Raw genomic sequence first — 26827 nt, forward strand, 5'->3', positions numbered from 1 at the left:
GCGCCGCGGGGAACCTCGCGTGTGCCGACGGGCATCACCCGCGATCAGCCGGCCGCCGCCGTGTCGACCCCTCAATCACGGGTGATGTCCCTTCAATCACGCGAGATGCCCGCTCAATCACGCGAGATGCCTCCGGCTCGCGCGTCGGTCGCCCGGCCCGCGACCTCATCCGGGCAGCCGGCCGGCCGTAGGCCGGCGTGGCGAGGCGGCGTCAGCCCAGCGAGACCAGCCGGGCCCCGCCGTCGGCTTCCAGGATCGTGCCCGTCAGGTTCGGGTTCGTCGCGGCCAATGCCACCACCTCCGCCACGTCGTCCGCCGTCGCCACCCGGCGGGCCGGGATCGAGGCCGCCGTCTGGGCGAAGAAGCCCTCCCGCATCTCCGCCGGGAACCCGCTCCACCACGCCGTGTCCACCACCCCTGGCGACACCGCGTTCACCCGCCGCGGCGCCAGCTCGACCGCCAGTGGCTTGACCAGCGCCTCGATCGCCGCGTTCAGCGCCCCGATCCCGGCCGTGCCGGCCATTGCCGCCCGGGCCGTGATCGCGCTGAGCAGCGTGATCGAACCGTTCTCGGCCAGGTGTGGCAGCACCGCCTGGACCGTCGTCAGGTGCGCCCAGAACTTCGCGTCGAACGCCCGCCGCAACATTGCCAGGTCCAGCGAGCCGATCGGCCCCGTGCCTTCGGTGCCGGACAGGCTCACCACCAGCACGTCGACCGTTCCGAGCGACCCGGCCAGCGCGGCCATCGCCGTGGCGTCGCCGCCGTCGGCCTGGTGCCCGGTCAGCTCCGGGTCGCTCGAGGCGAGGTCGTCGAGGCGTTCCTTGCCCCGTCCGGTGACGTGGACGTCGTAACCCCGCTGCCGCAGCCGCCGCGCGGTCGCCAGGCCGATGCCCGAGGTGCCGCCGGCGACGAGAGCGATGCTCATGCTTGTTCCCCATTTCGAACCGGTACGTCTCGTTTCGAAATCGACGCTACCATCGGATCCCATGACCGACCAGTCCCGTCCCGGCCGCAAGCGCAGCGAGCAGAGCCGGCTGGCGATCCTCGCCGCCACGCTCGACCTCGTCGCGGAGGGCGGCTACGGCGGCCTGACCGTCGAAGGCATCGCCGCCCGCTCGGGCGTCGGCAAGCAGACGATCTACCGCTGGTGGCCGTCGAAGGCCGACGTCCTGCTCGACGCGCTCGCGACGAAGGCGGACCTGCAGATCCCCCTCCCCGACCGGGGCTCCTTCCGTGCCGACCTGGCCGAGTTCCTGGACCGCACCTTCGAGCTGGGGCAGAAGGAACCGGTCGCGGACACGCTCCGGGCGCTGATGGCGCAGGCCCAGATCGACCCGGAGTTCGGCAAGCGGTTCCGCGAAGACTTCCTCCATCGCCGCCGCGACGCGCTCGGCACGCTCGTCGACCGCGCCCGCGAGCGCGGCGAACTTCCGGCCGGCGTCCAGCCCGGCACGGTGCTCGACGTCGTCTTCGGCACACTCTGGTACCGGCTCCTCGCGACGCGCGAGCCGGTCGGCCGTGGCTTGGCCGGCGAGCTAGTGACGCTGCTGGCGGATCACGGCGCCTCGACCGCCGAAATCCGGTAGCGCGCCACCGAAGCGCCGAGGATCTGCGCCGCCTGCTCGTCCGACGGCCCGGACCCGCGGAAGCGCTCCAGGTCTTCGTCGGACTCCCAACGTTCGTACACCGTGACCCGGCCGGGATCGAGCAGGTCGGCGCCCAGCGCGTACTCCAGGCAGCCCGGCGCCTCTCGCGCGAGCCGCACGGCTTCGGCACAGCCGTCGAGGTAGGCGTCGCGGGCCTCGGGGGCGACCGCGAGCCAGCCGGCCACGATGATCATGCGTGTTCTCCCGTCAGAGCCGTTCGGGCGCCTCGATGCCGAGCAGCGAAAGCCCGAGCGCGAGCGTTCGCGACGTCACCACAGTCAACCGCAGCCGCGACGCGCGCAACTCCGGCGAAGAAGCCTTCAGGACGGGGCATTCCTCGAAGAACCGCGAGAACGCGACCGCGGTCTCGTACAGGTACGTACACAGCTTGTGCGGCGCGTAGCCGCTTGTCGCCGCCTTCAGCGCTTCGCCGAACCGAAGCAGTTTCAATGCCAGCGCACGTTCCGCCGGCGCTTCGAGCACGACGTCGTCGCCGTCGGGCAGACCGCCCGCCTTCCGCAGGATCGACTGCGTCCGCGCGTGCGCGTACTGGAGGTACACCGATGTGTTGCCCTCCTTCGCCAGCATCCGGTCCCAGGCGAAGACGTAGTCGCGTTCGCGGTCACCGGACAGGTCCGCGTACTTGACCGCGCCGATGCCCACCGCCCGGGCGACCTCGGCCTGACCCGCGGCGTCGAGCTCGCTGCGTTCGGCGACTACCGCGGCAGCCTGAGCCACGGCTTCGGTGAGCAGGTCGGCCAGATTGACGGTCTCGCCGGCCCGGGTCCGCATGGCCTTGCCGTCCGCGCCCAGCACCGTGCCGAAGCCGATGTGCTCGGCGTGCCCGGTCAGCCAGCCCGCCGCGCGGCAGGCGGCGAACACCATCGCGAAGTGCTGCGCCTGGGGCGCCCCGACGACGTAGAGCAGGTCGGTCGCGCCGCGTTCCGACGTCCAGTACCGGACGGTCGCCAGATCCGTGGCGGCATAACCGTAACCGCCGTCGCGCTTGCGGACGATCAGCGGCAGCCGGTCGCCTTCCCGGTTGCGGAACCCTTCGGGGAACACGCAGACGGCGCCGTCGCTGACTTCGGTCAGTCCGGCCTTCTCGAGGTCGTCGACCACCGCGGCGAGGTACGGGTTGTAGAAGCTCTCGCCGTAGATGTCCTTGTCGGTCAGGGAAATCCCGAGCAGGGCGTACACCGCGTTGAAGTGCCGGGTCGACTCGTCGACGAGTTCCTGCCACACGGCGAGGGTGTCTTCGTCCCCGCTCTGCAGTTTGACGACACGGGTGCGCGCCCGCGTCGCGAACGCTTCGTCGCTGTCGAACTTCCGGCGAGCTTCGCGGTAGAAGGCGTCGAGGTCGGCGATCGCGCGTTGCCCGGCGGAGACGTCGAGGAGGTGCTCGATGAGCATGCCGAACGGCGTGCCCCAGTCGCCGAGGTGGTTGTGCGGCAGCACTTCGTGCCCGGCGAACCGCAGCAGGCGGGCGAGCGCGTCGCCGATCACCGACGAGCGCAGGTGCCCGACGTGCATTTCCTTGGCCACGTTCGGACTGCTGTAGTCGAGCGCGATCCGCCGGGGCGCCGTGGTTTCCGGCACGCCGAGCCGCGGATCGCCGAGCAGCGCGCCGGTGCGCGTTTCCAGCCATTCCTTGCACAGGACGAAGTTGAGGAAGCCCGGCCCCGCGATCTCCGGCGGATCGGCGATTCCGTCGAGCTCCAGCGCTCCCGCGATCAGGCCGGCGACCTCGCGCGGCGGACGGCCGAGCTGCTTGCCCAGGCTCATCGCGAGATTGGCCTGGTAGTCGACGCCTTCGCGCGGCGACGCTTGGACCAGCGCCTGCTCCGGCGTCAGCGCTGCATCGAGTGCCCGGCCGGCGGCGGCCACCACGCGGCGCGCCAGCTCCTCGGTAACGTCGGCGGTCTGCACGGTGTCCCTCCTTCGGCTCGGTCACGGCGAACCCGCAGCGTAGCGAGCGTGACCGGCCGATGACGAAGGGTTTACCGCAGCTCGCTGCCCTTGGTCTCCGGCAGCGTGAGGATCACCGCGAACGCGATCGCCGCGCCCACGGCGACGTACCAGAAGTAGAGCGTCTGCGACACCGCGCCGAACAACGTGATGAGCAGGGGTGCGGTGCCGCCGAAGATCGCGACGGTCAGGTTGTACCAGGCCCCGATGCCCAGCCCGCGCAGTTCGGTGGGGAACAGCTCGCTCATGATGGCCGGCGCGATCGACGTCATCGCCGTGTACAGCCCGAGCCCGACGCAGAACACGACGAGCAGCCCGCCGACACCCGGACCGATCAAAGTGGACAGCGGCACGACGGCGACCGCGGTCGCCCCGGACCAGACGAGCAGCTGCGGCTTCCGCCCGAACCGGTCCGACAACGCCCCGAGCGGGTACTGCAGGGCGATGAACAACGCCGTCCCGGCCGAAAGGGCGAGGAAGACGGCGTCGGCATCGGCGTGCCGGTTCTTCACCGCGAAGGACGTGAGCGCGCTGAAGAACGTGTAGTAGCAGAGGGTCGACAGCATCGTGAAGCCGACGAGCCGGCCGACGGCCTTCGGGTGGTGCGTCAGCGTGGTAAGCAGCGGCCGTTCGATCTTGCGCGCCTTGGTCTTGGTCTGCTCGAACAGCTCGGTCTCGGCGATGCTGCGGCGCAGCCACAGCCCGACCAGGCCGAAGACGCCGCCGAGCAGGAACGGCAGCCGCCAGCCCCACGACGCGAGCTGGGCCTTGTCCAGCGTCCGGGCCAGCACGAACCCGAGCACGGTCGCGACGAGCACCGCCGACCCGGTCGAGATGTAGAAGAACGCCGAGTACCGGCCGCGACGCTCCGGCGGCGCGATCTCGCCCAGGTACGCCGACGCGTTCGACACCTCACCGCCGAGCGACAGCCCCTGCGCGACGCGCGCGAGCAGCAGCAGGATCGGCGCGAGCCACCCCACCTGCGCGAACGTCGGCAGCAGCCCGATCGCCACCGACCCGCCCGCCATGAGCAGGATGGTGAGGATCATGGCGGGCTTCCGGCCACGGGTGTCGGCGAACCGCCCGAGCAGCACGCCGCCGAGCGGCCGGAAGAAGAAGGCCAGCGCGTAGGTGGCGAAGGTGTTGATCAGGGCGAGGGTGTCGTTCCCGGCGGGGAAGAACGCACTGGCGAAGTAGATGCTGAACGTCGCGTAGATCGTCCAGTCGAACCACTCCAGCGCGTTCCCGGCGCTCGCCGCGAACAGCTTGCGCACGGGCAGCCGGTGGCGCTGTGACACCTGGACGGCGGACTCGGTCATGGCGGCCTCCACGTCACCCGAAGGTGGAACGGGACTTTGCCACATCCGTTCGCAGTGCGAAAGATCCTGACTGCCCGGGTTTCTCGTCCACACCGAGCCGACCCTTCAAGTACGCGAGCCGACCCTCCAGGTACGCGAGCCGACCCTCCAGGTACGCGAGTCGTCCACCTGGGTACGCGAGTACCCCGTTCGTGTCCGGGTCCTCCCTCCCTCAGGCCGTACTGGCCAGTGCGAACGGCAGCACCGCGGGCGCCCCGGCCCGCCGCAGCAGCCGCGCGGCCAGCGTCATCGTCCAGCCGGTGTCGATGACGTCGTCCACCAGCAGGACCGGACCGCCCGGCAGCGTCTGGGCGAGGTCCGCCGGCATGCTCATCCGGCGCCACAGATCGGCCAGCCGTTGCGCGCTGTTCGCCTGGCGCGGCGGCGGTCCCTCGGCGTCGAGCGCGCCGAGGAAGTCCAGCCTGCCGACCTCGGCCAGCCTGGTCGCGAGGCTGTAGACGAGCTGCGGCCGCGTCGACGACGGCACCGCCACCACCGCGACCGGCCGCTGCGCCCACTGCCACCCGGCGAGCACCTGCACGCACGCCTTGAACACCGAGTCCGGCACCTCGGCGTCCACGGCCTGCGGACCGACGAGCTCGCGCAGCCGGTTGCCCCAGCCGACGTCGGTGAGCCGCCCGAGCACCTGGCCCGGCTCGGCCTGGTCGTCGGCCGAGATCCGGCCGGACACCGGGACGTCCAAAGAGGACATCCCGGTGGGCCACTGCTTCCGCGGCGCCACCTCGACGCCGGGCCGCTGCAGGCGTTCCCGGGTCGCGTCGACGACCTCCTCGGCCACCGACGTGTCCCAGTGTTTCCCGGTGCAGTTGTCGCACCGGCCGCACGGCGTCGCCTCGGGGTCGTCGAGCTGGCGCCGCAGGTACTCCATCCGGCAGCCCCCGGTGGCGAGGTAGCCGAGCATCGCCTCCTGCTCGCGGTCACGTGCCTGGGCGACCCGCTGGTACCGCCCGCGGTCGTACTGCCAGTCTTCGCCCGTGCTCGTCCAGCCACCCTTGACCCGCCGGACCGCGCCGTCGACGTCCAGCACCTTGAGCACCATTTCCAGCCGTGACCGGGAAAGCTCGACCGACGGTTCGAGCGCGGCCGTCGACAGTGGACGGTCGGCGTAGGCGAGGGTGTTCAGCACCTGCGTCACCCGCAGCTCGTCTGGGAACGCCAGCGACCCGAAGTACGCCCAGATCGCCTTGTCCTCCTCGCCGGGCAGCAGCACGACCTCGGCGCGCTCGACGCCACGCCCGGCCCGGCCGACCTGCTGGTAGTACGCGATCGGCGACGACGGCGCGCCGAGGTGCACCACGAACCCGAGATCCGGCTTGTCGAACCCCATGCCCAGCGCGGACGTCGCGACCAGCGCCTTGACGCGGTTGCCGAGCAGGTCGTCCTCGGCCGCCTGCCGGTCGGCCGGGTCCGTCTTGCCGGTGTAGGCCGCCACCGGGTAGCCACGGTCCTTCAGCAGCGATGCGACGTCGTGCGCCGCCGCGACGGTCAGCGTGTAGATGATCCCCGAGCCGGGCAGCTCGGCCAGGTGTTCCGCGAGCCACGCCAGCCGCGCCTGCGACGTCGGCAGCCGGCACACCGACAACCGCAGGCTTTCCCGGTCGAGGCTGCCGCGCAGCACGAGGGTGTCCGCGCCGGTGCCGAGGCCGAGCTGCTCGGCGACGTCGGTGACCACGCGGTCGTTCGCGGTCGCCGTCGTCGCCAGGACCGGCACGCCGTCCGGGAGATCGCCCAGCAGCGTGCGCAGCCGCCGGTAGTCCGGCCGGAAGTCGTGGCCCCAGTCCGAAATGCAGTGTGCCTCGTCGACCACCAGCAGCCCGGTGCTCGCGGTCAGCTTCGGCAGCACGTTGTCGCGGAAGTCCGGGTTGTTCAGCCGTTCGGGGCTGACCAGCAGCACGTCCACCTCGCCGGCCGCCACCGCCGCCTGGACCTGGTCCCACTCCTGCGGGTTCGCGGAGTTCATCGTCGCCGCGTGGATCCCGGCCCGCGCCGCCGCCGAGATCTGGTTGCGCATCAGGGCGAGCAGCGGCGAGACGATGACCGTCGGCCCGCTGCCCTGCTCGCGCAGCAATGCCGTGGCCAAAAAGTACACCGCCGACTTCCCCCACCCGGTGCGTTGCACGACCAGCGCGCGGCGCCGCTGCGCGACCAGGGCCTCGATGGCGGTCCACTGGTCTTCGCGCAGCTTCGCCGAGTCGCCGGCCAGAGCCCGGAGGAGGGTCTCGGCGCGGTCGCGGAGGGCTGAGGCGGTGCTGGTCGTGTCCACGTCCCCACGTCTACCCCATGACACCGACAGATCGGGAATCGGAACCGTCGCGAACGGAGCGTTCGCGGCCGATACGGGCCGTAATGTGACTTGAATCACAGGAATTCCCCGGTCGGGCGGGGTGGTGAAGAGCACCCAGCCTCGCGGCTCCCGGCTGTATAGGCTCTCCGGTCATGTCACCACGGCGGATCGGGGTCATGGGCGGCACTTTCGACCCCGTGCACCACGGCCACCTCGTCGCGGCCAGCGAGGTCCAGTCCCGGTTCGAGCTCGACGAAGTGATCTTCGTCCCCACCGGGCAGCCGTGGCAGAAGACCGATCGCGAGGTGACCAGGGCCGAGGACCGCTACCTGATGACGGTGATCGCGACCGCGTCCAACCCGGTCTTCTCCGTCAGCCGGGTGGACATCGACCGCGGCGGCCAGACCTACACCGTCGACACCCTGCGCGACCTGCACGCCGAGTACCCCGACGACGAGCTCTTCTTCATCACCGGCGCCGACGCCCTGGAACAGATCCTGACCTGGCACAAGGCCGACGAGCTGTTCGACTTCGCGCACTTCATCGGCGTCACCCGGCCCGGCTACCGGCTCAACTCGCACCACCTGCCCAGCGGCAAGGTGAGCCTCGTCGAGGTCACCGCGATGGCCATTTCGTCCACCGGCTGCCGCGACCGGGTCGAGCGCGGGGAGCCCGTCTGGTACCTCGTTCCCGACGGCGTAGTCCGCTACATCGCCAAAAAGGACCTGTACCGGAAGAGCGACTGAACGGCTGTCGGTGGCTGCGGGTACCCTTCTCGGGCGAACCCGATCCCGAAAAGGAGCACCGTGGCAGCCACGTCCGAGGCTCGAGAGCTGGCCGTAGCGGCCGCCCACGCGGCGGCGGACAAGAAGGCCAGCGACGTCGTCGTGCTGGACGTGTCCGAACAGCTCGTCATCACCGACGCCTTCGTCATCGCCTCCGCGTCCAACGAGCGCCTGGTCGGCGCGATCGTGGACAATGTCGAGGAGAAACTGAGGGAGAGCGGGCACAAGCCGGTCCGCCGCGAAGGCGCGCGCGAAGGGCGCTGGGTGCTGCTCGACTACGTCGACGTCGTCGTGCACGTCCAGCACGTCGAAGAGCGCACGTTCTACGGCCTCGAGCGGCTGTGGAAGGACTGCCCGCGCATCGAGGTGGCCGGACTCGAGGAGCCACCCGCCGACGAGGACCCGGACGTCCCGTGAGCCCGCGGCGGCTGGTGCTCTGGCGTCACGGCGAGACGGACTACAACGCCGCCGGGCGGATGCAGGGTCACCTGGACTCCGCGCTGACCCCGCGCGGCTGGAACCAGGCCCGGTTCGCGGTGCCCGCGCTGGCCCGCTTCTCCCCGGACCTCGTCATCGCCTCCGACCTGCGCCGGGCCACCGACACCGCCACCGTGCTCACCGACGCCATCGGCGTCCCGCTCCGCATCGACAAGCGCCTGCGCGAGACGCACCTGGGCGAGTGGCAGGGGCTCACCGGCGAGGAGGTCGACCAGGCCTACCCCGGCGAGCGCGACCGCTGGCGCACCGACGCGACCTGGGCGCCGCCGGGCGGCGAGAACCGCGTCGACGTCGCCGACCGCGCGAGCGAAGTCGTCACCGACCTGCAGCAGGCCAACTCCGACGCGGGCGAGACCGTGCTGCTGGCCGCGCACGGCGGGCTGATCATCGCGCTCACCGCGCGGCTGCTGGACCTGCCGGTCGCGATCTGGCCGTCGCTCGGCGGCATCTCGAACTGCCACTGGGTCGAGCTGGGCCGCCGCGACGGGAAGTGGCGGCTGCACGCCTACAACGCGGGGATGCACGGCTAGCCGATGGGGCCGCGCCTGCTGGTGTTCGGCGATTCGCTGAGCTTTCACGGTCCCGAAGGACCCTGCGCCGCGGACGAGCCGCGGCTGTGGCCGAACGTCGCGGCCGCCGCACTCGGGGGTTCCGCCGACCTGGTCGCCGGCATCGGCTGGAACGCCCGGGACGCCTGGTGGTCGCTGACCGGCGACCCGCGCGTCTGGGCCGACCTGCACCACGTCGACGCGGTGGTGTTCGCGATCGGCAGCATGGACACGCTGCCCTCGCCGTTGCCCACCTACCTGCGCACCGGACTGCGGTACCTGCGCCCCGACCCGGTGCGGCGCGTCGTCCGCAAGGCCTATCTCGCGGCGCAACCGCGCCTTTCGGTCGCGTTCCGCGGCCGGCCCGCCGTGCTGCCGGCCAAGCTCACCGTCCAGTACCTCGACACCGCCGTGGGCGCGCTGCGCGTCCTGCGGCCCGATCTGCCGATCTTCGGCATGCTGCCGTCAGTGCACCGAGCGGCGGCCTACGGCGGCGTGCACACCGCGCGCCCGGCCGCGGCGGCGGCGATGGCGGCGTGGGGTGCACGGGCGGGAGTTCCGTTGCTGGACCTCGAAGCCGTCGTGGGCGAGCACGTGCTCAGCGGCGCGGGCAACCCCGACGGCATGCACTGGGGCTGGCCGGGGCACGCCGCGGTGGGCGAGGCGATGTCCGTGTTGATGGCGCCGGTGCTGGCCTCCCGGCACGTAGGCTGACGGCGTGTCGGTCGCCGTAGTCACGGATTCCACCGCCCACCTGCCGGAGGGCTTCGCCGAACGGCACGCGGTCCGGGTGGTGCCGCTGCACGTCCTGGTCGACGGCGTGGTTTCGCTCGACGGCGTCGAGACCGGGCCGGCGGCGGTCGCGGAGGCGATGAAGCAGCGGAAGATCGTCACGACCTCGCGGCCGACCCCCACCGAATTCGCGGCGGAGTACCGGGCGGCGTTCGCGGACGGCGCGGACGCGATCGTGTCCGTGCACCTGTCCCGCGAGCTTTCGGGCACCTGGGAAGCGGCGGTGCTGGCGGCGCAGGAAGTGGGGCCCGACCGGGTCCGCGTCGTCGACTCGCGGACCACCGCGATGGGCCTCGGGTTCGCCGCGCTGCACGCCGCTTCGGCCGCCTCCGCCGGAGCTTCCGCGGCCGCCGTCGAGGCCGCCGCGGTGACGGCGGCCCGCTGCTCGTCGACGTTGTTCGTCGTGGAAACCCTCGAGCACCTGCGCCGCGGCGGCCGGATCGGGCCGGCGGCGGCGCTGCTCGGCACGGCGCTGGCGGTGAAACCGGTGCTGCACATGTCCGACGGCCGGATCCTGCCGCTGGAGAAGGTCCGCACGATGAACCGGGCGATCGCGCGGCTGGTCGAGCTGGCCGCCGCGGCCGCGAAGGACGACGACGTCGAGCTCGCCGTCCACCACCTCGCGTCGCCGGAACGGGCGGTCGAGCTGGCGAACCGGCTGGAAGAGGCCGTGCCGCGCTCGGCGGGCTGCGTGGTCTCCGAACTGGGCGCGGTGATCGGCGCGCACACCGGACCGGGCGTGCTGGGCGTGGTCGTCCAGCGCACGGTCCCGCCGGGGAATGGGCGCGCCGAACCCGCCAGCATGCCATCCGGGTACGACGAAAACGGCTGATCCCGGGCCCGGCACCGGGAATCCATCCACAACACCCCGGTTGTCCACAGGTCGCGGCGGCACCCCTGTCGGACACTCCCCGCGGGCCCTAACGTCGATCGTGTGTTCGAGCAGACCGCCCGGGATCCGGGCCCTCCCGTCAACGACCGGCTCACCTGGCTGGCCGACCAGCTCTCGCCCGACGAGAGCACGGTCGGGCCCGGCGGCCGGCTGATCCGGCGCTGGCTGCCGGGCGGACCGGCCGGCGCCGGCCGCCGCCGGTGGGCGCTGGCCGGTGTCCTCGCGGCGGTCGTGGTGATCGTCCTCGGCGCGGTCGCGCTCGCCGGCGGCAGTCCGGCGCCCGAGCCACCGCCCGCCCTGCCCAGCGCGAAACCGGCGGCGGAGGCACGCGCGGCGCCACCGGCCGGTCTCGTGGTCAGCGTGATCGGGCGCGTCCGGTCGCCGGGGTTGATCACGGTGCCCCAGGGCTCCCGGGTGGCGGACGTGCTGCGGGCGGCGGGCGGCCCCGAGCCGGGAGCGGACCTGAGCACGCTGAACCTCGCCCGCAAGGTGACCGACGGCGAGCAGCTGGCCGTCGGCGTCCCGGCGGCGGCGCCGGACCCCGGAGCTCCAGCGGCCGGGGGCAAGGTCGACCTCAACACGGCAACCCCGGACCAGCTGGACACGCTGCCCGGAGTCGGCGAGGTGATGGCCAAGCGGATCGTCCAGTGGCGCTCGGACCACGGCGGGTTCAGCAAGGTCGAGCAGCTGAGGGACGTCGACGGGATCGGGGAAAGCAAGTTCGAGAAATTGCGGGAGCAGGTGACGGTCGGATGAGCACCTTCCCCGTGACCGCCCTCCGAGAGGATGTGCGGCTCCCCGGTTGTGTCGGGCCGGCCCGCGAAGAGCGGCCCGTGGCCCGCCCCTGCAGCACGGTTACCTCATTCCGCTCGCCGACCAATGGAAACGCAGCCCCATCGCGGTCCCCGTGGAGGCGGATTCGCTCGCCCGCGGGAGATCGCGCCCAGATGAGTCCCTTTCCGGGGACGGTGGCCTGGCTGACTGCGGCCGGCATCGGCGGTGCAGCCGCGTTGGATCGCAGGCGGGAGGTGGCAGCGTGATGAGCACTGTCCCCAGCACCGACACCCGGCAGGACATGCGGCTGGTCCCGGCCGCGCTGGCGTGCTGGCTCGCCGCTCTGACCGGCCTGCTGCTCGGCTGGTGGGCGGCCGTCGCGGCCGGGCTCGCGTCGGCGGTGTTCGCCGGGCTGGTGCTCGGGCGGGCCCGCGGCCGGCCCCGGGTGCGCAGTGCGGCGGCAGCCCTGCTGGCGCTGGGCCTGCTGGCCGCCGGACCGGTCGCCTGGCGGATCCGCGACGCGCAGCAGGACGAGCTCCGTTCCGTGGCCGCCGAAGGGCTGCCCGCGGCGTTGCGGGTCGTCGTCGCCGAACGCCCGAAACCCGTGCGGAGCGCGGGGTACGCCGACCGGCAGGCCGGCGCCCGCTCGGTCGTGCTCGCGGCCGACGTGCTCACGGCGTCGGTCGACGGACGGCCGGTCCCGTCGTCCGGGCGCGTCCTCCTGCTGGCCCCGGTCGCGCAGTGGGCTTCGCTGCTACCGGGCCAAGACGTCGCTGTGACGGGCCTGCTGATGCCGCCGCGCGGCTCGGATCTGACCGTCGCGGTGCTCTCCGTGCGCGGACCGCCGGGCGAACCCGGCCCGGCGCCGTGGTGGCAGCGGGCGGCGGCCGGGCTGCGCACCGGTCTGCACGACCTGTGCCAGGTCCTGCCCGACGAACCCGCCGGTCTGCTGCCGGGGCTGGTCCTGGGCGACACGAGTGCGCTGTCGCCGCGTGTCGAGCAGGAGTTCGTCACCGCGGGTCTCGCGCACCTCACCGCGGTCAGCGGCGGCAACCTCGCGGTCGTCTGCGGGGCGGTGCTGCTCCTGCTGCGCCTGCTCCGGCTCGGCCCCCGGCTGTCGGCCGCGGCGGCCGGGACGTGCCTGGCCGGGTTCCTCGTCCTGGTCGGCCCGGAGCCCAGCGTGCTGCGCGCGGGCGTCATGGCGGCCGTGGCGTTGCTGGCCTTGGCGCTGGGACGGCGGGGGTCGGCGCTGCCCGCGCTCGCGTTCGCGGTGTGCCTGCTGGTGGTGGCGGATCCGGCGATGGCCACGGACTTCGGCTTCGCGCTGTCGGTGTGCGCCACCGGCGGGTTGGTGCTGCTCGCGCCACGCTGGGCCGGGGTGCTGGTCCGCCGTGGGCTCCCGCCGGGCTTCGCGGAGGGGCTGGCCGTCCCACTGGCGGCCTTCCTGGTGACGGCGCCGGTCCTCGCGGGCATGGCGGGTTCGGTCAGCTTGGTTTCGGTGCTGACCAACGTCCTCGCCGCGCCCGTGGTGGCCCCGGCGACCGTGCTGGGCGTGCTGGCGACGCTCACCGGTCCGTGGTGGCCGGGCGCCGGGAAGGTCCTCGTGCACCTGGCCGATCCCGAGGCCCGGTGGCTGATCACGGTGGCCCGGCACGGCGCACGAGCCCCGGGCGCGGTCATCACCTGGCCCGGCGGCTGGGTGGGCGGGCTCCTCGCCGCCGCCGTCCTCGGTGTGCTGGTGCTCGCGGCCCGGCGCCGGTGCGTGCGGGTGCTCATGGCGGTGCTCGTCGTCGGGGCGCTGCTGGTGTTCGTGCCGGTCCGGGTGCTGGCGCCGGCGTGGCCGCCGCGGAACTGGGCGATGGTCGAGTGCGACGTCGGCCAAGGCGACGCCGTGGTGCTGGCGACCGCGTCACCCGGGCGCGCGGTCGTGGTCGACGCCGGACCCGAGCCGGGGCCGGTCGACGAGTGCCTGCACCGGCTCGGCGTCGACCGGATCCCGCTGCTGGTGCTGAGCCATCTGCACGCCGACCACATCGGTGGGCTCAGCTCGGTTTTCGACGGCCGCACGGTCGGCGCGATCGCCGTGGGCCCGGGGCGGTCGCCGGCGTGGGCGTGGCGCCAGGTCGCGGCCGAGGCCGCCCGGCAAGCGGTACCGCTCGTGGAGTTGAACCCGGGGGAGCGGCTGGGTTGGCCGGGCCTGACCCTCGATGTCCTCGGACCGCGCTACGTACCCGCTCGCGTGGCCGAACAGCCGGACGGCACCACGATCAACAACAGTTCCGTGGTGCTGCGGGCGGAAACCGCGGCGGGCCGGGTCCTGCTGACCGGTGACGTCGAGCTGGCGGCACAGGCGGACCTGCTGGCGGACGTCGGCGACTTGAGAGCGGAGGTGCTGAAGGTGCCCCACCACGGCAGCCGCTACTCGCTGCCGTCGTTCCTCGCGGCGGTGGCCCCGCGGGTGGCCATGGTCAGCGTGGGCGCGGGAAACACGTACGGGCATCCGAACAAGTCCACATTGGACACCCTGGCCGCGCTCGGCGCCCGGGTGACCCGCACCGACGTCGACGGCGACACCGCGGTGGTCGCCGGAGCGGCCATAGCCCGCCGCGGCGAGCCCCGGGGCCCGCCGCGGCGCTGAGCGTCCGGGGCGGGCCACCGCCCGCCCCGGACGGCGGCTCAGTAGCCGAGGGCCTTGTTCACCGCGGCGGCCGACGGCGGCAGCGTCGCCTTCGGGCCTACGTGGTTCTCGATCGCGTCCAGCGTCTTGAGGCCGTCGCCGGTGATGAGGAGGACCGTCTCCGCGTCCGGGTCCAGCTTGCCCGTCTCGACCAGCTTCTTGGCCGTGGCGACCGTGACCCCGCCGGCCGTCTCGGTGAAGATGCCCTCCGTGCGGGCGAGGAGGCGGATGCCTTCGACCACCTCTTCGTCCGAGACGTCCTCGATCGCGCCGCCGGTGCGGTTGACGATGTCGAGCACGTACGGGCCGTCGGCCGGGTTGCCGATCGCCAGCGAACGGGCGATGGTGTCCGGCTTCACCGGCTGGACCACGTCGTGGCCTTCGCGGAAGGCCGCCGACACCGGCGAGCAGCCGGTCGCCTGGGCGCCGAACACCTTGTACGGGCTGGCTTCCACGAGGCCGAGCTGGCCCAGCTCGCGGAAACCCTTGTCCACCTTGGTCAGCTGCGAACCGGAGGCGATCGGGACGACGATCTGCGGCGGGATGCGCCAGCCGAGCTGCTCGGCGACCTCGAAGGCCAGCGTCTTCGAGCCTTCCGAGTAGTACGGCCGGACGTTCACGTTGACGAACGCCCACTTCGGGTGCTCACCGGCCAGCTCGGTGGCGAGGCGGTTGACGTCGTCGTAGTTGCCGTCGATGGCGAGGAGGTCGCCGTCGTACACCGCGGTGGTGAGGATCTTGGCGCGCTCGAGGGTCTTGGGGATCAGCACGACCGACCGCCAGCCCGCGCGGGCCGCGGCGGCAGCCGTCGCGTTGGCCAGGTTGCCGGTCGACGGACACGCGAGCACCTCGAACCCGAACTCGCGGGCCGCGGCCAGCGCGACCGCGACCACGCGGTCCTTGAAGGAGTGCGTCGGGTTCCCGGTGTCGTCCTTGACCCACACGCGCTTGAGGCCGAGTTCCTTGGCGAGGCGGTCGGCGCGGACCAGGCGGGTGGCGCCCGGCTCGGTGTTCGGGATCTCTTCGACGTTGGACGGAACCGGGAGGAGCTTCTTGTAGCGCCAGATGTTCTTGGGACCCGCCTCGATGTCCTCGCGGCGGACGCGGCCGAAGTCGTAGGCGACCTCGAGCGGCGAGAAGTCTTCGGCGGAGACGAACTCCGGAGCGAGCGGCTGCCGGTGGCCCTCTTCCTTCGACACCAGTTCGACGGCGGGTCCGAGATCCGGGGTCTTCGTGGTGGAGGTCGTGCCGAGGGTTGCGGTCATCGCGAGGTTCCTTTCCTCATCTGCCCCGCCGAAGCGGGCCGGAATTGGCACCGTGGTCGTCAGCTACCCCGCGATCGCGGGATGACGGGCTGTACGCCGGTTGCCGGGGCTTCGTCGGGCCGTTCCCTCTGCCCCTCTGGATGAGCGGTATTCGGTTGTCGGTGCGCGCACACCGGATAGTCCGGGGCGGCTGCCTCGGCTACACCGTACGACATCGCGCGCGGGCCGTGCCACGGTGGCCGGTCGACATCACCGGAGCGGGGGCACGACAGCGCAAGTGAGAAGATTCCGGGGTGACCGCGCAAGCCACCGCCCCGGCCCCGCTGCAGCTGGTGCTCGGCGAGGAAGAACTGCTGATCGAGCGGGCCGTCCGCGAGACGCTCGCGGCCGCCCGCGCGACGGACGCGACGGCGGAGCTGACCCGGGTCCGGGTGTCCGATCTCACAGCCCCCGAGCTGGCCGAACTGGTCAGCCCTTCGCTGTTCAGCGAGGGCCGGGTGATCGTCCTGGAGTCGGCCCAGGACATCTCGCAGGAGCTGGCCGACGCCGTGGCGAGCTACCTGAAGGACCCGGCGGACGGGGTCGTGCTCGTCGTCGTGCACACCGGCGGTGGCCGCAGCAAGGCGGGCAAGTCGCTCCCGGCGGCGCTGAAGAAGGCCGGGGCCGAGGTCACGGAGTGCCCGAAGCTGACCAAGCCGGCCGAGCGCGAGCAGTTCGTGCGCCACGAGGTGCGCCGGGTGGGCGGCAAGATCGACCCGGCCGGGGTGGCGGCGCTGATCGACGCGGTCGGCTCCGACCTGCGTGAACTCTCCTCCGCGGCGACGCAGCTGGTCGCGGACACGGGCGGCGCGGTCGACGCCGACGCGGTCCGCCGTTACCACCGCGGCCGCGCCGACGTGACCGGGTTCGCGGTGGCGGAGAAGGCGGTCAGCGGCGATCGCGCGGCGGCGCTGGAGTCCCTGCGCTGGGCGATGCAGCTGGGCGTCCCGCACGTCCTGGTCGCCGACGCCCTGGCCGACGCGGTCCGCACGATCGCCCGGGTCTCGGGCGCCGGCCGCGGCAACCCGAACCAGCTGGCGGGCGAGCTGGGCATGCCGCCGTGGAAGATCCGCAAGGCCCAGGGCCAGTCCCGCGGCTGGAACCCGGACGGCCTGGCGACGGCGATGCGCGTGGTCGCCCGCCTGAACGCCGAGGTCAAGGGAGCGGCAGCGGACCCGGGCTACGCCCTGGAGCGCGCGGTCCTCGAGGTAGCGGCAGCCAAGGGCGACCGCTGACCACGGAAGGCGACCACTGAGGAGCGCCGACGAGCGTCGCGATGCGATAGCCGCGGAAGGTGACCGCTGAGGAGCGCCGACGAGGGGTTGCCGGTGCGGCGGCCGCGGAACGTGACCGCCGATCGGCGCTGGCGAGGGTTGCCGGTGCAGAAGATCGCCACCGCGAGCCGGACCAACCCCCGAACCACCCGGCCGGCCTGGCGTCACACAAAAAAGAAGGCCCCGGCCGAAGCCGGGGCCTTCCCAGAAATCAACCAGCTCAGAGCGCGTTGACGCGCTTCGCCAGCGCCGACTTCTTGTTCGCGGCCTGGTTGGCGTGGATGACGCCCTTCGAGACCGCCTTGTCCAGCTTCTGGGCGGCGTCGCGCTGCAGCTCGGCGGCCTTGGCCTTGTCGCCGGCGTCGGCGGCTTCGCGGACCTTGCGGATCGCGGTCTTCACCGAGGACCGGATCGCCTGGTTGCGCTGACGCGCCTTCTCGTTCGTCGTGATGCGCTTGATCTGCGACTTGATGTTGGCCATAGGGCAACTCCTGTTTCACTCGGTGAGATCGCCGCCGCGCTGAAGTGGCCCCGGAAATGCCGGGTTTCCTCCATGACGGAATGCCGCACGGGCAGCGAGCGTCCACTCTAACAGCCGGGCCCGCGGCCGGAGTACGGTGGGCGGTGGTAGTGCCTAGGGTTCCGTCGCCGGCCCGTTCCAGCAGCCCACAACCAGGGCCGGCGGGGCTGGTCCGAGCGGCACCGTCGGCGGGCCCGGACGGCCTGCCGTTCATCTGACGGGGCAAAAGCCTGGAGGACCCGGTTTTCGCGCGCGCGAAAACCCGAAGGGGTCCCGTGAACGCCACCGCCTTGTCCCTCGTCCTCGTCGCCGCCGTCGTGCACGCCGCCTGGAACCTCGCCGCCAAGCGGGTCACCTCCGGGGGGACCCAGTTCGTCTGGCTCTACTACACCGCCGGTGCCGTCCTGCTGCTGCCGGTCACGGTCGTGCTGCTCGTCGTCGAAAACGACCGTCCACAGTGGAGCTGGCTGGGCGCCGCGATCGGTACGTCGATCCTGCACGTCGCCTACGGTGTCGTGCTGCAACGCGGGTACCGGGTCGGCGACCTCTCCGTCGTCTACCCCGTCGCGCGCGGGACCGGGCCGCTGCTGTCCGTGCTGGCCGCCGTCCTGGTGCTCGGGGAACGCCCCGGCCCACTGGGCCTGGCCGGGGCGTTCCTGGTCATCGTCGGAGTGCTGGTGATCAGCACCGGCCGCCAGGCCGAAGACCCGCAGGCGGTGAAGGCCGGCGTCTTCTACGGCCTCCTGACCGGCGCCGTCATCGCGGGCTACACGCTCTGGGACGCGCATTCCGTCACCGGGCTCGGCGTGCCGCCGGTCGTCTACTTCGGCCTCGGCTCGATACTGCAGAGCGTCCTGCTCGTGCCCGGTGCGCTGGCCGATCGGGCCGAAGTCGCGCGGCTCTGGCGCGAGCAGCGCCGTGAGGTGCTCGTCGTCGCGGTGCTGTCGCCGGTCGCCTACGTCCTCGTGCTGTTCGCCCTCACCATGGCGCCGGTCAGCCTGGTCGCCCCCGCCCGGGAGCTGAGCATCGTGCTCGGCAGCCTCGCCGCGTGGCTGGTGCTGGGCGAGCGCGACGCCGGGCGGCGGCTGGCCGGGGCGGTGATCGTGCTGTCCGGCATCGCCGCGATTGCGGCCGCCTGAGCCCGTCCGGTAGGGATGGTCGGATGGAGATCCTGAAGAGCCGGGTGCTGATCCGGCCGCGTGACGCCGCCGCGTCCACGGCGTTCTACCGCGACACCCTCGGCCTGGCCGTGGAGCGGGAGTTCCCGGGCGGCACCGTGTTCTTTCTCGGCCACGGCTCCCTGGAGGTCTCCGGTACGGGCGAGACCGGCGCGTCACCCGATCTGGTGCTCTGGCTGCAGGTCCGGGACCTCGCCGGCACCCTGGCCGACCTGAAGACCAAGGGCTTGGAGCCGGTGCGGGACGCCCGGCGCGAGCCCTGGGGCCTCGACGAAGCCTGGATCGCCGATCCGGACGGCACGCGGATCGTGCTGGTCGAGGTGCCCGAGGGCCACCCGATCCGCACGGACACGCGCTAGGCGGGCTTGCCGGCGCGCAGTTGCGCCGCGAGGGCCGCGAAGCCCGGCGGCTCCCACGTCCACGTCTGCAGGTCGGTGAAGCCCGCCGCGGCGGCTTCGTCGGCCAGGACGTGCCTGCTCACGGGCAGCCACTTCTCGTGCGCGGACAGCAGCAGGCGGCCGCCGGGGCGCAGCACCCGGAACAGCTCGGCGAACCCGGCCGCGCGGTCGTCCCACAGCATGACGTTGTTCACGCTCAGCACGACGTCGACGGACGCGTCCGGCTCACCGGTGTGCGCGGCCGACCCTTCGCGCAGCTCGGCGCGGTCGCCGCAGCGCTCGTGGCAGAGCCCGAGCATCTCGGGGGAGGGGTCGACGCCGACGGTGCGCCCGGCCAGCCGGGCGGCGGCCTCCAGGCCGACGCCGGGGCCGGGTCCGACCACCAGGACGGTCTCGTGCGGCTCGATCTTCGCCAGGTCGACGATGCGGTGTTCGGTGGCGGCGTTGCCCCTCGCCATCACCCAGCCGCCGAGGCGGCCGAGTGCGCCGGACGGGTGGCCGAAGGCCCGGTCGAGGACGCGGGCGAAGCCGCCTGGATCCGGCTGGGGAGGAGGTGCCGGCTGGTGCGGAGTGCTCATACTTCGAGGGCACCACTTCTCGGATCGGCCCGCATCGGGGATGACCCCCACCCGCACCCGGAGGGTCATGGGAACATAGAGGTGGCCATCCCCGACTTTCCGAGGACTCATTCGAGTGACGACGTTCGCCGACACCACCTTCACGCCGCCGGAGCTGATCCGGAACTTCTGCATCATCGCGCACATCGACCACGGCAAGTCGACCCTGGCCGACCGCATGCTGCAGCTCACCGGCGTCGTCGAAGAGCGCGCCATGCGGGCCCAGTACCTCGACCGGATGGACATCGAGCGCGAGCGCGGCATCACGATCAAGGCGCAGAACGTCCGGCTGCCCTGGCAGGTCGGCGGGCAGGACCACGTCCTGCACATGATCGACACGCCCGGCCACGTGGACTTCACCTACGAGGTCTCCCGGGCCCTGGAGGCGTGCGAAGGCGCGATCCTGCTGGTCGACGCCGCGCAGGGGATCGAGGCCCAGACGCTGGCCAACCTCTACCTCGCCCTGGAGAACAACCTCCAGATCATCCCGGTGCTGAACAAGATCGACCTGCCCTCGGCCGACCCCGACAAGTACGCGGGTGAGCTGGCCCACATCATCGGCTGCGAGCCGGAGGACGTGCTGCGCGTCTCGGCCAAGACCGGCATGGGCGTCGGCGAGCTGCTCGACGAGGTCGTCAAGCAGGTCCCGGCGCCGCAGGGCGACGCCGACGCGCCGGCCCGCGCGATGATCTTCGACTCGGTCTACGACACCTACCGCGGTGTCGTCACCTACATCCGCGTCGTCGACGGCAAGATCACGCCGCGCGAAAAGATCAAGATGATGTCGACCGGCGCCACGCACGAGCTGCTGGAGGTCGGGATCATCTCGCCGGAGCCCAAGCCCAGCAAGGGCCTCGGCGTCGGCGAGGTCGGTTACCTGATCACCGGCGTGAAGGACGTCCGCCAGTCGAAGGTCGGCGACACCGTGACGTCGGAGCGGCACGGCGCCAAGGAGGCGCTGGCGGGTTACCGGGAACCGAAGCCGATGGTCTACTCCGGACTGTATCCGGTGGACGGTTCGGACTACCCCGAGCTGCGCGAGGCCCTGGACAAGCTCCAGCTGAACGACGCCGCGCTGGACTACGAGCCGGAGACGTCGGTGGCGCTGGGCTTCGGCTTCCGCTGCGGCTTCCTCGGCCTGCTGCACCTGGAGATCACCCGCGACCGGCTCGAGCGCGAGTTCGGCCTCGACCTGATCTCGACGGCGCCGAACGTCATCTACCGCGTCGTGCTGGAGGACCGCAGTGAGGTGGTCGTGACCAACCCGTCCGACTGGCCGAGCGGGCTGAAGATCGCCGAGGTGCACGAGCCGGTGTCGAAGGTGAGCATCCTCGCGCCGTCGGAGTTCGTCGGCACGATCATGGAGCTGTGCCAGACGAAGCGCGGCACCCTGCTCGGCATGGACTACCTGTCCGAGGACCGCGTCGAACTGCGCTACAACATTCCGCTCGCGGAAATCATCTTCGACTTCTTCGACACGTTGAAGTCGCGTACGCGCGGCTACGCGTCTCTCGATTATGAAGAGGCGGGCGAGCAGATCGCGGATCTGGTCAAGGTGGACATCCTGCTGCAGGGCGAAACCGTCGACGCGTTCTCGGCGATCGTGCACAAGGACGCGGCTTACGGCTACGGCAACCGGATGGCGACGCGGCTGCGCGAGCTGATCCCGCGTCAGCAGTTCGAAGTCCCGATCCAGGCGGCCGTCGGCTCGCGGATCATCGCGCGCGAAACGATCCGCGCGATCCGCAAGGACGTGCTCGCCAAGTGTTACGGCGGTGACATCTCGCGGAAGCGGAAGCTGCTGGAGAAGCAGAAGGAAGGCAAGAAGCGGATGAAGACCGTCGGCCGGGTCGAGGTCCCGCAGGAAGCCTTCGTCGCCGCACTGTCCACTGAGGACTCCGGGAAGAAGAAATAGCTGTTCTGCTGATGTGACATCGGCGCCCATATTCACGCCACCGCGTGAATATGGGCGCCGATCACGTGTTCGACGTGGTTTCTGTCGGTGGTCTCTGGTTTCCTCTGGTGCGAAGAGCGAAAGGAGAGCACCATGACGGTCATGGCAGACATCGAGCATCCCGCCGATTCGGGCCCCCTGACGGTGCACGACCTCGAGGGGATGCCGGACGATGGCCGCCGCCGTGAACTCATCGACGGGGTGCTCATCGTGAGCCCCGCGCCGGGACTCAGACACCAGAAGATCGCCTACCGGCTCTATGGCGTACTGGAGGCTGCGTGCCCGCCCGACTTCGAGGTCGTCGGCGCGCCGTTCGCGGTGCACTCGGGCGACGACACGGAGCTGCAGCCGGATGTCGTGGTCGGCCGGGACGAAGACTTCACCGAGAAGGACCTCCCGGCGTCACCGGTGCTGGCGGTCGAGGTGTTGTCGCCGAGCACAGCGATCTACGACCTGAACCTCAAAAAGGCGGTCTACGAACGGTTCGGCACGGGCAGCTACTGGGTGATCGACCCGGCTGAACCGGCGTTGACGGTCTTCGAACTGGACGAGGAGGGCCATTACCAGCAGGTGGCCAAGGCTGCGGGCGACGAGGCGGCCGAACTCGAGCGGCCGTTCCCGGTGCGGATCGTGCCCAGGCAACTGCTGGGCCGGCTCGGCTGAATCGGCTCAGGAGTCTCGGCGGCAGGAGGGGGCAGGTTTGGATGTTCAGGTAATGGTGCTGAGCGGCTCGGGCTGACCTGCGTCAGTACTCCCGGAGGCGGGTGCTGCGGAGCTGGGCGTGCAGCTGCCGGTGCCGGAGCTCCTTGCGGAGCCGCTCGACCACCGCGTCGAACAGGGCCGGGGCGAGGATCGCCGTCTGCTCGAACTGTCTTCGCTGCGGCGGCGCGGGCTCGAGCCGGCCGCGTGGGGTGTACCGCTGGACCGAGCTCTCGATTCCGCCGCCGGTGACCAGGTCGAGCCAGAGGGCGTCGCGGACGTAGCCGTCGCCGAAGCGGGCCGAGCGCCGGGTGGAGATGTCGGCGATCTGACCCCACGGGACCAGCCGGGTGCTGAGCGTGCCGGCGGGGAGGCGGATGCCTTCGTCGCTGATCGTGAGGTCGCGCAGGCCGTCGAAGCCGCGCTTGAGTTCGCGGGCGCGAGAAGCCCGAAACGCCAGCACGGCGATGAGCACGGTCGCCGCGTAGGCGCCGCCGATCAGCCACGGTGACAGCCCGCGCAGCAGCCCGAGCGCGAGCGCTGCGCCGAAGCCGGCGTCGGCGACGAACAGCACGCCGAGCAGGATCTTGACCGGCGTGGTGACGCGAAGGGAAGACTCGGACAACGGGACGACTCCTGGGGCCGCGCGGTCAGGGGTTGCCGATTATCCGGTCCGCCCGCACGAACACCGCGACCCGCCGCTCTTCGGCCATCACGCGGTCGTACTCGGCCCAGTCGTCGTGGGTACCGGTGGCGGCGACGAAGACGTCCCGCAGCAGCTGCGGCAGGCCGGCGGGATCGAAGGCTGGATCGGGGTCGTCGGGCCCGACGAGGTGGGTGGCCCCGGTGACGGAGACCCAGTTCCAGCCCCGGCGGAACGTCACGGTGGCGTGCCCGGCCCGGCGCAGCAACGCGAGCTTGTGCGCCCGCCCGACAGCAACGTAGGCGACACCCGGGGCCCCGGTCACCGGATCGTCGAAGACACCGGCGTTGACAACGGAGGCGTGCACGGTGCCGTCCGCCCGTGTGGTGGCGACGGTGGCGAGGCCGTTCTCCTGCAGCGACAGCGTGCGCACCTGCTCCAGATCAACGCTCATGCCTCAACCTAACCTGCCGGACACTCCCCGCGCGACGGCCAGACATGGCCGGCTGTCTCGTCCGCCACCCGGGCGTGCTCGAGGACGACGTCCCGCTCGAAGGTCGCGGCGGCGAAGGAGACGGTGCCGCCGAACACCGCGCCGTCCGGGTGGGGCACGCCGTCGACCATGCGCGCACCGCCGAACAACGCCTCGCCGGAGAAGGCGGCTTCGTCGAACATCGCGTGGCTGCGGAACGTCGTTCCCCGGAACACGGCCCGGCCGTGGAACCGGGCCCGGACGAAGTTCGCCGACCGGTCGAACGTGCTCCCGCCGAAGATGGCGTAGCCGGTGAATTCGACGTCCTCGAAGCGGGTCCAGCCGGCGAACCGCGCGCCACCGAACCGGACGTTGCCGACCCGGCAGCCGCGGAAGTCGAAGTGGCACAGCACGGCACCGGTCAGGTTCAGTGTGATCCCGGGCCAGAACTCCGGCCGTGTCTCCCCGGGAACGTCGCCGGGGTAGAGGTGGTCGGCCAGGATGCGCTGAGCCGTTTCGCGGACCTCGAGCTCCTCGTTGTCCGGCTGCGGCCCGGAGGGCAGCGTGTACGGCAGCCGCAGGTAGGCGCAGAGGAGGTTGACGATCGTCTGCCGCTGGCCCGGCGTGCTCTGGGCCAGCCGCTCCAGGGCGTAGAGGCCGGCCAGCCGGATCGGCGTCTTCTCCGAGCCCAGCTGGTCCGCGGCCTTGGTGTAGAGCTCGGTGATACGCCGTTCCGCGGCGTCGATCCGCGCGTCTTCGGCCAGGCGTTGCTGGTGCGCCGCGTTGTCCGCGGCCACCTGCTCGACGTGCTTCTGGGCGTGGTCGCGCTGGGCGAGCTCCTGCTCCTTGCGGCGCAGCTCGAGCTCGCCCAGGCGCTGCCGCCGCGCGGCCAGGACCAGCGCGACGGCGCCGCCCGCACCGAGCACGACGTTCCCGGTCGCGCGGAAGACGTCCAGCTGCGCCTGGTCCGCCGGGGTGCCTGCGCCGAACAGGGCCAGCAAGAGCCAGAGCGTCCCGAGCGCGACCACGACGACGACCAGCCCGGCCAGCACGATGGCCCGGGTGGTGAGCACCTTGCCGAGCCGCTCGTCGGGGCGGCCGGGGGTGTCGCCGGGCGTTCTGCTCACCCGGCGACTCTGCCACGGATGCGGCCGGGGCCGGAACCAGGTCCGGGCCCCGGCTCAGCAGGCGCCGTTGTCGGTCCAGACTCCCCACTGGCCCGTTGTTCCCGGCTCCTCGCCCTGCGTCCACCACTTCGCCGTCCACTTGTGGCCGTTGTGGGACACCACGTTGCCGCCCGTGTACACCTGCGAAGCGCTCCACTCCGGGTCCGGGCACGTGCCCGGGTTCGTCGTTCCGCCGTTGTCCCACGTCACCTGGGTCGAACGGTAGAAGTTGATCGACTGCGCCACCCAGCGCGGGGCCTGGGCGCCTAGGCGGGTGCGGAACGCCGTCCAGTCGTGTGTCGACCACGGGGACCAGCCGAGCTCCGCGTGGGCCGCCAGGCGAGGGAACGCCAGGTAGTCGATGTCGGCCGGCGTGACCACGGTTTCCGACCACAGGGGCGATTCCACCCCGCGGACCGCCGATTCGCCCACCCCCGACAGGTACGAACCGGGGTTCCAGCCGTACGCGTCCTGGACCTCGATGTAGCCCGCCCACGACAGGCCGATCGGGGTCGAGCTGTTGTACTTCATGTCCAGGTACGCCTTGTTCGCCGGGGACAGGATCACCTTGCTGCCGCGGGAAACCGCCGCCGAGACGCCGGCGTCGGACGTGGACGTTCCCCAGAACTGCGGGGTGGCCGACGCCGGCAGGGTCGCCTTGGCGATGTCGTGCCAGCCCACCGCCGACTTGCCCGTCGCCGCGACCAGGGGCAAGACCCTGCCGATGAACGTCAGGTAGTCGGCCGCCGAGGTGGACGATGCCTCGTCGCCGCCGATGTGCAGGTACGGGCCCGGGGTCAGCGCCGCCAGTTCGCGCAGGACGTCCGCGACGAACGTGTACGTGATGTCCTTCGAGATGCACAGCGAGCTGTAGCCGACCGCGGTGTCGGTGCGCAGTGCAGGCGCCACCCCGTTGCAGTTCAGCTCCGCGTACGACGCCAGCGCCGCGTTCACGTGCCCCGGCATCTCGATCTCCGGGATGATCGTGATGTGCCGCGAGGCCGCGTAGTTCACGATGTCGGTGTACTGCGCCTTCGTGTAGTAGCCGCCCGCGCCGCCGCCGACCTGGGTGCTGCCGCCGTAGGTCGTCAGGCGGGGCCAGCTGTCGATCTGGATGCGCCAGCCCTGGTCGTCCGCCAGGTGCAGGTGGAGGTGGTTGATCTTGTACTGGGCCAGCTGGTCGAGGTACCGCTTGACCGTCGCCACCGGGTGGAAGTGCCGGGCGACGTCGAGCATCGCGCCGCGGTAGCCGAACCGCGGGTAGTCCAGGATCGTCGCCCCGGGGATGCTCCACGGACCTTGCTGGGCGGTGGGGCTTTCGACGCGGCCCGGCAGCAGCTGCCGCAGCGTCTGGACGCCCGCGAAGAGCCCGTCCGCGGTGGCCGCCCGCACGGTGACCGAGGACGCCGTCGACACCAGCTGGTAGCCCTGCGCGCCGACGGCCGCCGGCGCGCCGCTGAGCAGCAGGGCGATGCTGTCCGGCGGCACCGACGCCGGTGCGTCGGACACCGGCAGGGCGAAGCCGGTCGACGGGCGCAGCACCCCGGCCAGGTAGTCGCCGACCTGGCGGGCCGGCGCCGAACCGGCTTCGGTGACGATCTTCGTGGTCGGGACCAGCGGGAAGGTGACGCCGGCGGCGGGGGTCACCGAGACCGGCACCGGCACGATCGACTGCAGGGCCGGCGTGGCCGCCGCGGCCGGCGTGAGCTGGGCAGCTGCCGTACTGGCGCCGATCAGGGCCAGCACGGCGAGCGCGCGGCCGAGGCGCTGCGTTCCGGACGTCTTCACCGGGGGACCTCCTGACGGAAGGGCGCGACCTCGCCGTCGCACCTGCCCGGATCGTCGCACTTCCGGCCGCCATGGTCTAGACCAGTCTGGGTGGTTGAGCTCGCGAGGTGACGCGGGAGCGAACCGGACGACCAGGCCCAGCTGACGACGCTGCTGGAACGCGTACGACACGTAATATGGCGGCGGATCCGAGGAGGACGCGCATGGCGACGGTGGCCGAGCTGATGGAAGCCAACCTGCTCAAGGTGTTCAACGAGCGTGACGACGAGCGGCGCGCGAAGGCGATCGCCGAGACCTACGCCGCCGACGTCGAGTTCGCCGATCCCGAAGGGGTCGTGACCGGCCACGACAGCCTGAACGCCAAGGCAAAGGGTCTGCTGGCGCAGTCGCCGGGGTTCGTGTTCGCGCCGGCCGGTCCTGTCCTGGTGAACCACGACCTGGGGCACCTCGCCTGGCAGTTCGGCCCGGACGGCGCGCCGCCGGTCGTGCGGGGGATCGACATCGCTCTCGTGGAAGCCGGTGTGATCACGAAGCTGTACACCATGCTGCTGCCGGCCTGAGGACTACGCTC

At 71.8% G+C, this 26827-nt stretch carries 26 protein-coding genes and 1 riboswitch; of the genes, 14 read left to right on the forward strand and 12 right to left on the reverse strand.

From position 1 onward, the window contains the following. Positions 1 to 211: 211 nt before the first annotated feature. Positions 212 to 925: an SDR family oxidoreductase gene (locus AB0J55_RS26415; RefSeq protein WP_364253695.1), complete on the reverse strand. Its 714-nt coding sequence runs from the start codon at positions 923 to 925 to the stop codon at positions 212 to 214. Between the two features lie 61 nt (positions 926 to 986). On the opposite strand from AB0J55_RS26415, the gene AB0J55_RS26420 reads away from it, so the two are divergent. Then, positions 987 to 1586, forward strand: a complete 600-nt coding sequence (locus AB0J55_RS26420; RefSeq protein ID WP_364253698.1) for a TetR/AcrR family transcriptional regulator — start codon at positions 987 to 989, stop codon at positions 1584 to 1586. Here AB0J55_RS26420 and AB0J55_RS26425 read toward each other — a convergent pair. The 4 genes from AB0J55_RS26425 to AB0J55_RS26440 form a co-directional block, all read right to left on the reverse strand. Continuing rightward, positions 1556 to 1840 carry an antibiotic biosynthesis monooxygenase family protein gene (locus AB0J55_RS26425; protein WP_364253701.1) on the reverse strand — a complete coding sequence of 95 codons (285 nt, stop codon included), beginning with the start codon at positions 1838 to 1840 and terminating at the stop codon, positions 1556 to 1558. The two genes, AB0J55_RS26420 and AB0J55_RS26425, sit on opposite strands and share 31 nt — an antisense overlap. Before the next feature lie 13 nt (positions 1841 to 1853). Then, positions 1854 to 3575, reverse strand: a complete 1722-nt coding sequence (gene argS, locus AB0J55_RS26430; protein WP_364253704.1) for an arginine--tRNA ligase — start codon at positions 3573 to 3575, stop codon at positions 1854 to 1856. A 71-nt stretch (positions 3576 to 3646) separates the two neighbouring features. Continuing rightward, on the reverse strand, positions 3647 to 4933 hold the full coding sequence (locus AB0J55_RS26435) for an MFS transporter (protein WP_364253707.1): 1287 nt from the start codon (positions 4931 to 4933) through the stop codon (positions 3647 to 3649). A 211-nt stretch (positions 4934 to 5144) separates the two neighbouring features. Continuing rightward, the gene (locus tag AB0J55_RS26440) at positions 5145 to 7256 is read right to left on the reverse strand and encodes a RecQ family ATP-dependent DNA helicase (RefSeq protein WP_364253710.1); all 2112 of its coding nucleotides are present in this window, start codon (positions 7254 to 7256) and stop codon (positions 5145 to 5147) included. Positions 7257 to 7453: 197 nt separating this feature from the next. Between AB0J55_RS26440 and nadD the strand changes: the two genes are divergently transcribed. The 7 genes from nadD to AB0J55_RS26475 all read left to right on the forward strand — a co-directional run bounded on the left by nadD (position 7454) and on the right by AB0J55_RS26475 (position 14204). Continuing rightward, positions 7454 to 8023: a nicotinate-nucleotide adenylyltransferase gene (gene nadD, locus AB0J55_RS26445; protein ID WP_364253840.1), complete on the forward strand. Its 570-nt coding sequence runs from the start codon at positions 7454 to 7456 to the stop codon at positions 8021 to 8023. 60 nt (positions 8024 to 8083) lie between these two features. Beyond that, positions 8084 to 8479 (forward strand): ribosome silencing factor, encoded by a 396-nt coding sequence (gene rsfS, locus AB0J55_RS26450; RefSeq protein ID WP_003067112.1) that lies wholly within the window; start codon positions 8084 to 8086, stop codon positions 8477 to 8479. Beyond that, positions 8476 to 9090, forward strand: a complete 615-nt coding sequence (locus AB0J55_RS26455) for a histidine phosphatase family protein (protein ID WP_364253713.1) — start codon at positions 8476 to 8478, stop codon at positions 9088 to 9090. The genes rsfS and AB0J55_RS26455 overlap by 4 nt, the downstream gene beginning before the upstream one ends. Positions 9091 to 9093: 3 nt before the next feature. Beyond that, positions 9094 to 9822: a diglucosylglycerate octanoyltransferase gene (octT, locus tag AB0J55_RS26460; protein WP_364253716.1), complete on the forward strand. Its 729-nt coding sequence runs from the start codon at positions 9094 to 9096 to the stop codon at positions 9820 to 9822. 4 nt (positions 9823 to 9826) lie between these two features. Then, positions 9827 to 10732: a DegV family protein gene (locus tag AB0J55_RS26465; RefSeq protein WP_364253719.1), complete on the forward strand. Its 906-nt coding sequence runs from the start codon at positions 9827 to 9829 to the stop codon at positions 10730 to 10732. A gap of 102 nt (positions 10733 to 10834) precedes the next feature. Beyond that, positions 10835 to 11548 (forward strand): ComEA family DNA-binding protein, encoded by a 714-nt coding sequence (locus tag AB0J55_RS26470; protein ID WP_364253722.1) that lies wholly within the window; start codon positions 10835 to 10837, stop codon positions 11546 to 11548. A 283-nt stretch (positions 11549 to 11831) separates the two neighbouring features. Next, on the forward strand, positions 11832 to 14204 hold the full coding sequence (locus tag AB0J55_RS26475; RefSeq protein ID WP_364253725.1) for a ComEC/Rec2 family competence protein: 2373 nt from the start codon (positions 11832 to 11834) through the stop codon (positions 14202 to 14204). A gap of 38 nt (positions 14205 to 14242) precedes the next feature. Here AB0J55_RS26475 and thrC read toward each other — a convergent pair whose 3' ends face one another. Beyond that, positions 14243 to 15508: a threonine synthase gene (gene thrC, locus AB0J55_RS26480; RefSeq protein ID WP_103348795.1), complete on the reverse strand. Its 1266-nt coding sequence runs from the start codon at positions 15506 to 15508 to the stop codon at positions 14243 to 14245. 13 nt (positions 15509 to 15521) lie between these two features. Beyond that, positions 15522 to 15655: riboswitch (SAM riboswitch) on the reverse strand. A 146-nt stretch (positions 15656 to 15801) separates the two neighbouring features. Here thrC and holA point away from each other — a divergent pair. Further along, positions 15802 to 16782 (forward strand): DNA polymerase III subunit delta, encoded by a 981-nt coding sequence (gene holA, locus AB0J55_RS26485; RefSeq protein WP_364253728.1) that lies wholly within the window; start codon positions 15802 to 15804, stop codon positions 16780 to 16782. Between the two features lie 259 nt (positions 16783 to 17041). Here the strand turns inward: holA and rpsT are convergent, their stop codons facing one another. Further along, positions 17042 to 17302 (reverse strand): 30S ribosomal protein S20, encoded by a 261-nt coding sequence (gene rpsT / locus AB0J55_RS26490; RefSeq protein WP_284742036.1) that lies wholly within the window; start codon positions 17300 to 17302, stop codon positions 17042 to 17044. A 314-nt stretch (positions 17303 to 17616) separates the two neighbouring features. Here rpsT and AB0J55_RS26495 point away from each other — a divergent pair, with 314 nt between their 5' ends. Together AB0J55_RS26495 and AB0J55_RS26500 are read left to right on the forward strand one after the other, a co-directional pair. Continuing rightward, entirely contained in the window at positions 17617 to 18480 is an 864-nt protein-coding gene (locus AB0J55_RS26495; RefSeq protein ID WP_364253732.1) for a DMT family transporter, read from the forward strand. A gap of 23 nt (positions 18481 to 18503) precedes the next feature. Next, positions 18504 to 18878, forward strand: coding sequence for a VOC family protein (locus AB0J55_RS26500; RefSeq protein WP_364253735.1), 375 nt, complete (start codon positions 18504 to 18506; stop codon positions 18876 to 18878). On the opposite strand, the gene AB0J55_RS26505 is transcribed toward AB0J55_RS26500, so the two are convergent. Next, on the reverse strand, positions 18875 to 19495 hold the full coding sequence (locus AB0J55_RS26505) for a class I SAM-dependent methyltransferase (RefSeq protein ID WP_364253738.1): 621 nt from the start codon (positions 19493 to 19495) through the stop codon (positions 18875 to 18877). The two genes, AB0J55_RS26500 and AB0J55_RS26505, sit on opposite strands and share 4 nt — an antisense overlap. 115 nt (positions 19496 to 19610) lie before the next feature. On the opposite strand from AB0J55_RS26505, the gene lepA reads away from it, so the two are divergent. Beyond that, positions 19611 to 21449 carry a translation elongation factor 4 gene (gene lepA / locus AB0J55_RS26510; protein ID WP_364253741.1) on the forward strand — a complete coding sequence of 613 codons (1839 nt, stop codon included), beginning with the start codon at positions 19611 to 19613 and terminating at the stop codon, positions 21447 to 21449. A gap of 132 nt (positions 21450 to 21581) precedes the next feature. Continuing rightward, positions 21582 to 22151 (forward strand): Uma2 family endonuclease, encoded by a 570-nt coding sequence (locus tag AB0J55_RS26515; protein ID WP_364253843.1) that lies wholly within the window; start codon positions 21582 to 21584, stop codon positions 22149 to 22151. Between the two features lie 82 nt (positions 22152 to 22233). Here the strand turns inward: AB0J55_RS26515 and AB0J55_RS26520 are convergent, their stop codons facing one another. From AB0J55_RS26520 to AB0J55_RS26535, 4 genes are read right to left on the reverse strand one after another with little or no spacing between them, the layout of a single operon-like run. Then, positions 22234 to 22812: a PH domain-containing protein gene (locus AB0J55_RS26520; RefSeq protein ID WP_364253744.1), complete on the reverse strand. Its 579-nt coding sequence runs from the start codon at positions 22810 to 22812 to the stop codon at positions 22234 to 22236. 25 nt (positions 22813 to 22837) lie between these two features. Then, positions 22838 to 23284, reverse strand: coding sequence for a pyridoxamine 5'-phosphate oxidase family protein (locus AB0J55_RS26525; RefSeq protein WP_364253747.1), 447 nt, complete (start codon positions 23282 to 23284; stop codon positions 22838 to 22840). A gap of 8 nt (positions 23285 to 23292) precedes the next feature. Beyond that, complete coding sequence (locus AB0J55_RS26530; RefSeq protein WP_364253750.1) at positions 23293 to 24429, reverse strand: pentapeptide repeat-containing protein; 1137 nt, start codon at positions 24427 to 24429, stop codon at positions 23293 to 23295. 54 nt (positions 24430 to 24483) lie between these two features. Further along, the gene (locus tag AB0J55_RS26535; RefSeq protein ID WP_364253752.1) at positions 24484 to 26256 is read right to left on the reverse strand and encodes a family 20 glycosylhydrolase; all 1773 of its coding nucleotides are present in this window, start codon (positions 26254 to 26256) and stop codon (positions 24484 to 24486) included. A 203-nt stretch (positions 26257 to 26459) separates the two neighbouring features. Here AB0J55_RS26535 and AB0J55_RS26540 point away from each other — a divergent pair, with 203 nt between their 5' ends. After that, the gene (locus tag AB0J55_RS26540) at positions 26460 to 26816 is read left to right on the forward strand and encodes a nuclear transport factor 2 family protein (RefSeq protein WP_364253755.1); all 357 of its coding nucleotides are present in this window, start codon (positions 26460 to 26462) and stop codon (positions 26814 to 26816) included. Positions 26817 to 26827 lie beyond the last annotated feature (11 nt).

The organism is Amycolatopsis sp. NPDC049688 (assembly GCF_040674975.1).
GTDB lineage: Bacteria > Actinomycetota > Actinomycetes > Mycobacteriales > Pseudonocardiaceae > Amycolatopsis.

What these genes read in the sequence shown, in the direction of transcription:
- AB0J55_RS26415 (WP_364253695.1), bottom strand. Translation starts at nt 925, where the DNA reads ATGAGCATCGCTCTCGTCGCCGGCGGCACCTCGGGCATCGGCCTGGCG.
- AB0J55_RS26420 (WP_364253698.1), top strand. Translation starts at nt 987, where the DNA reads ATGACCGACCAGTCCCGTCCCGGCCGCAAGCGCAGCGAGCAGAGCCGG.
- AB0J55_RS26425 (WP_364253701.1), bottom strand. Translation starts at nt 1,840, where the DNA reads ATGATCATCGTGGCCGGCTGGCTCGCGGTCGCCCCCGAGGCCCGCGAC.
- AB0J55_RS26435 (WP_364253707.1), bottom strand. Translation starts at nt 4,933, where the DNA reads ATGACCGAGTCCGCCGTCCAGGTGTCACAGCGCCACCGGCTGCCCGTG.
- nadD (WP_364253840.1), top strand. Translation starts at nt 7,454, where the DNA reads ATGGGCGGCACTTTCGACCCCGTGCACCACGGCCACCTCGTCGCGGCC.
- octT (WP_364253716.1), top strand. Translation starts at nt 9,094, where the DNA reads ATGGGGCCGCGCCTGCTGGTGTTCGGCGATTCGCTGAGCTTTCACGGT.
- AB0J55_RS26475 (WP_364253725.1), top strand. Translation starts at nt 11,832, where the DNA reads ATGAGCACTGTCCCCAGCACCGACACCCGGCAGGACATGCGGCTGGTC.
- thrC (WP_103348795.1), bottom strand. Translation starts at nt 15,508, where the DNA reads ATGACCGCAACCCTCGGCACGACCTCCACCACGAAGACCCCGGATCTC.
- rpsT (WP_284742036.1), bottom strand. Translation starts at nt 17,302, where the DNA reads ATGGCCAACATCAAGTCGCAGATCAAGCGCATCACGACGAACGAGAAG.
- AB0J55_RS26500 (WP_364253735.1), top strand. Translation starts at nt 18,504, where the DNA reads ATGGAGATCCTGAAGAGCCGGGTGCTGATCCGGCCGCGTGACGCCGCC.
- AB0J55_RS26505 (WP_364253738.1), bottom strand. Translation starts at nt 19,495, where the DNA reads ATGAGCACTCCGCACCAGCCGGCACCTCCTCCCCAGCCGGATCCAGGC.
- AB0J55_RS26515 (WP_364253843.1), top strand. Translation starts at nt 21,582, where the DNA reads ATGACGGTCATGGCAGACATCGAGCATCCCGCCGATTCGGGCCCCCTG.
- AB0J55_RS26525 (WP_364253747.1), bottom strand. Translation starts at nt 23,284, where the DNA reads ATGAGCGTTGATCTGGAGCAGGTGCGCACGCTGTCGCTGCAGGAGAAC.
- AB0J55_RS26540 (WP_364253755.1), top strand. Translation starts at nt 26,460, where the DNA reads ATGGCGACGGTGGCCGAGCTGATGGAAGCCAACCTGCTCAAGGTGTTC.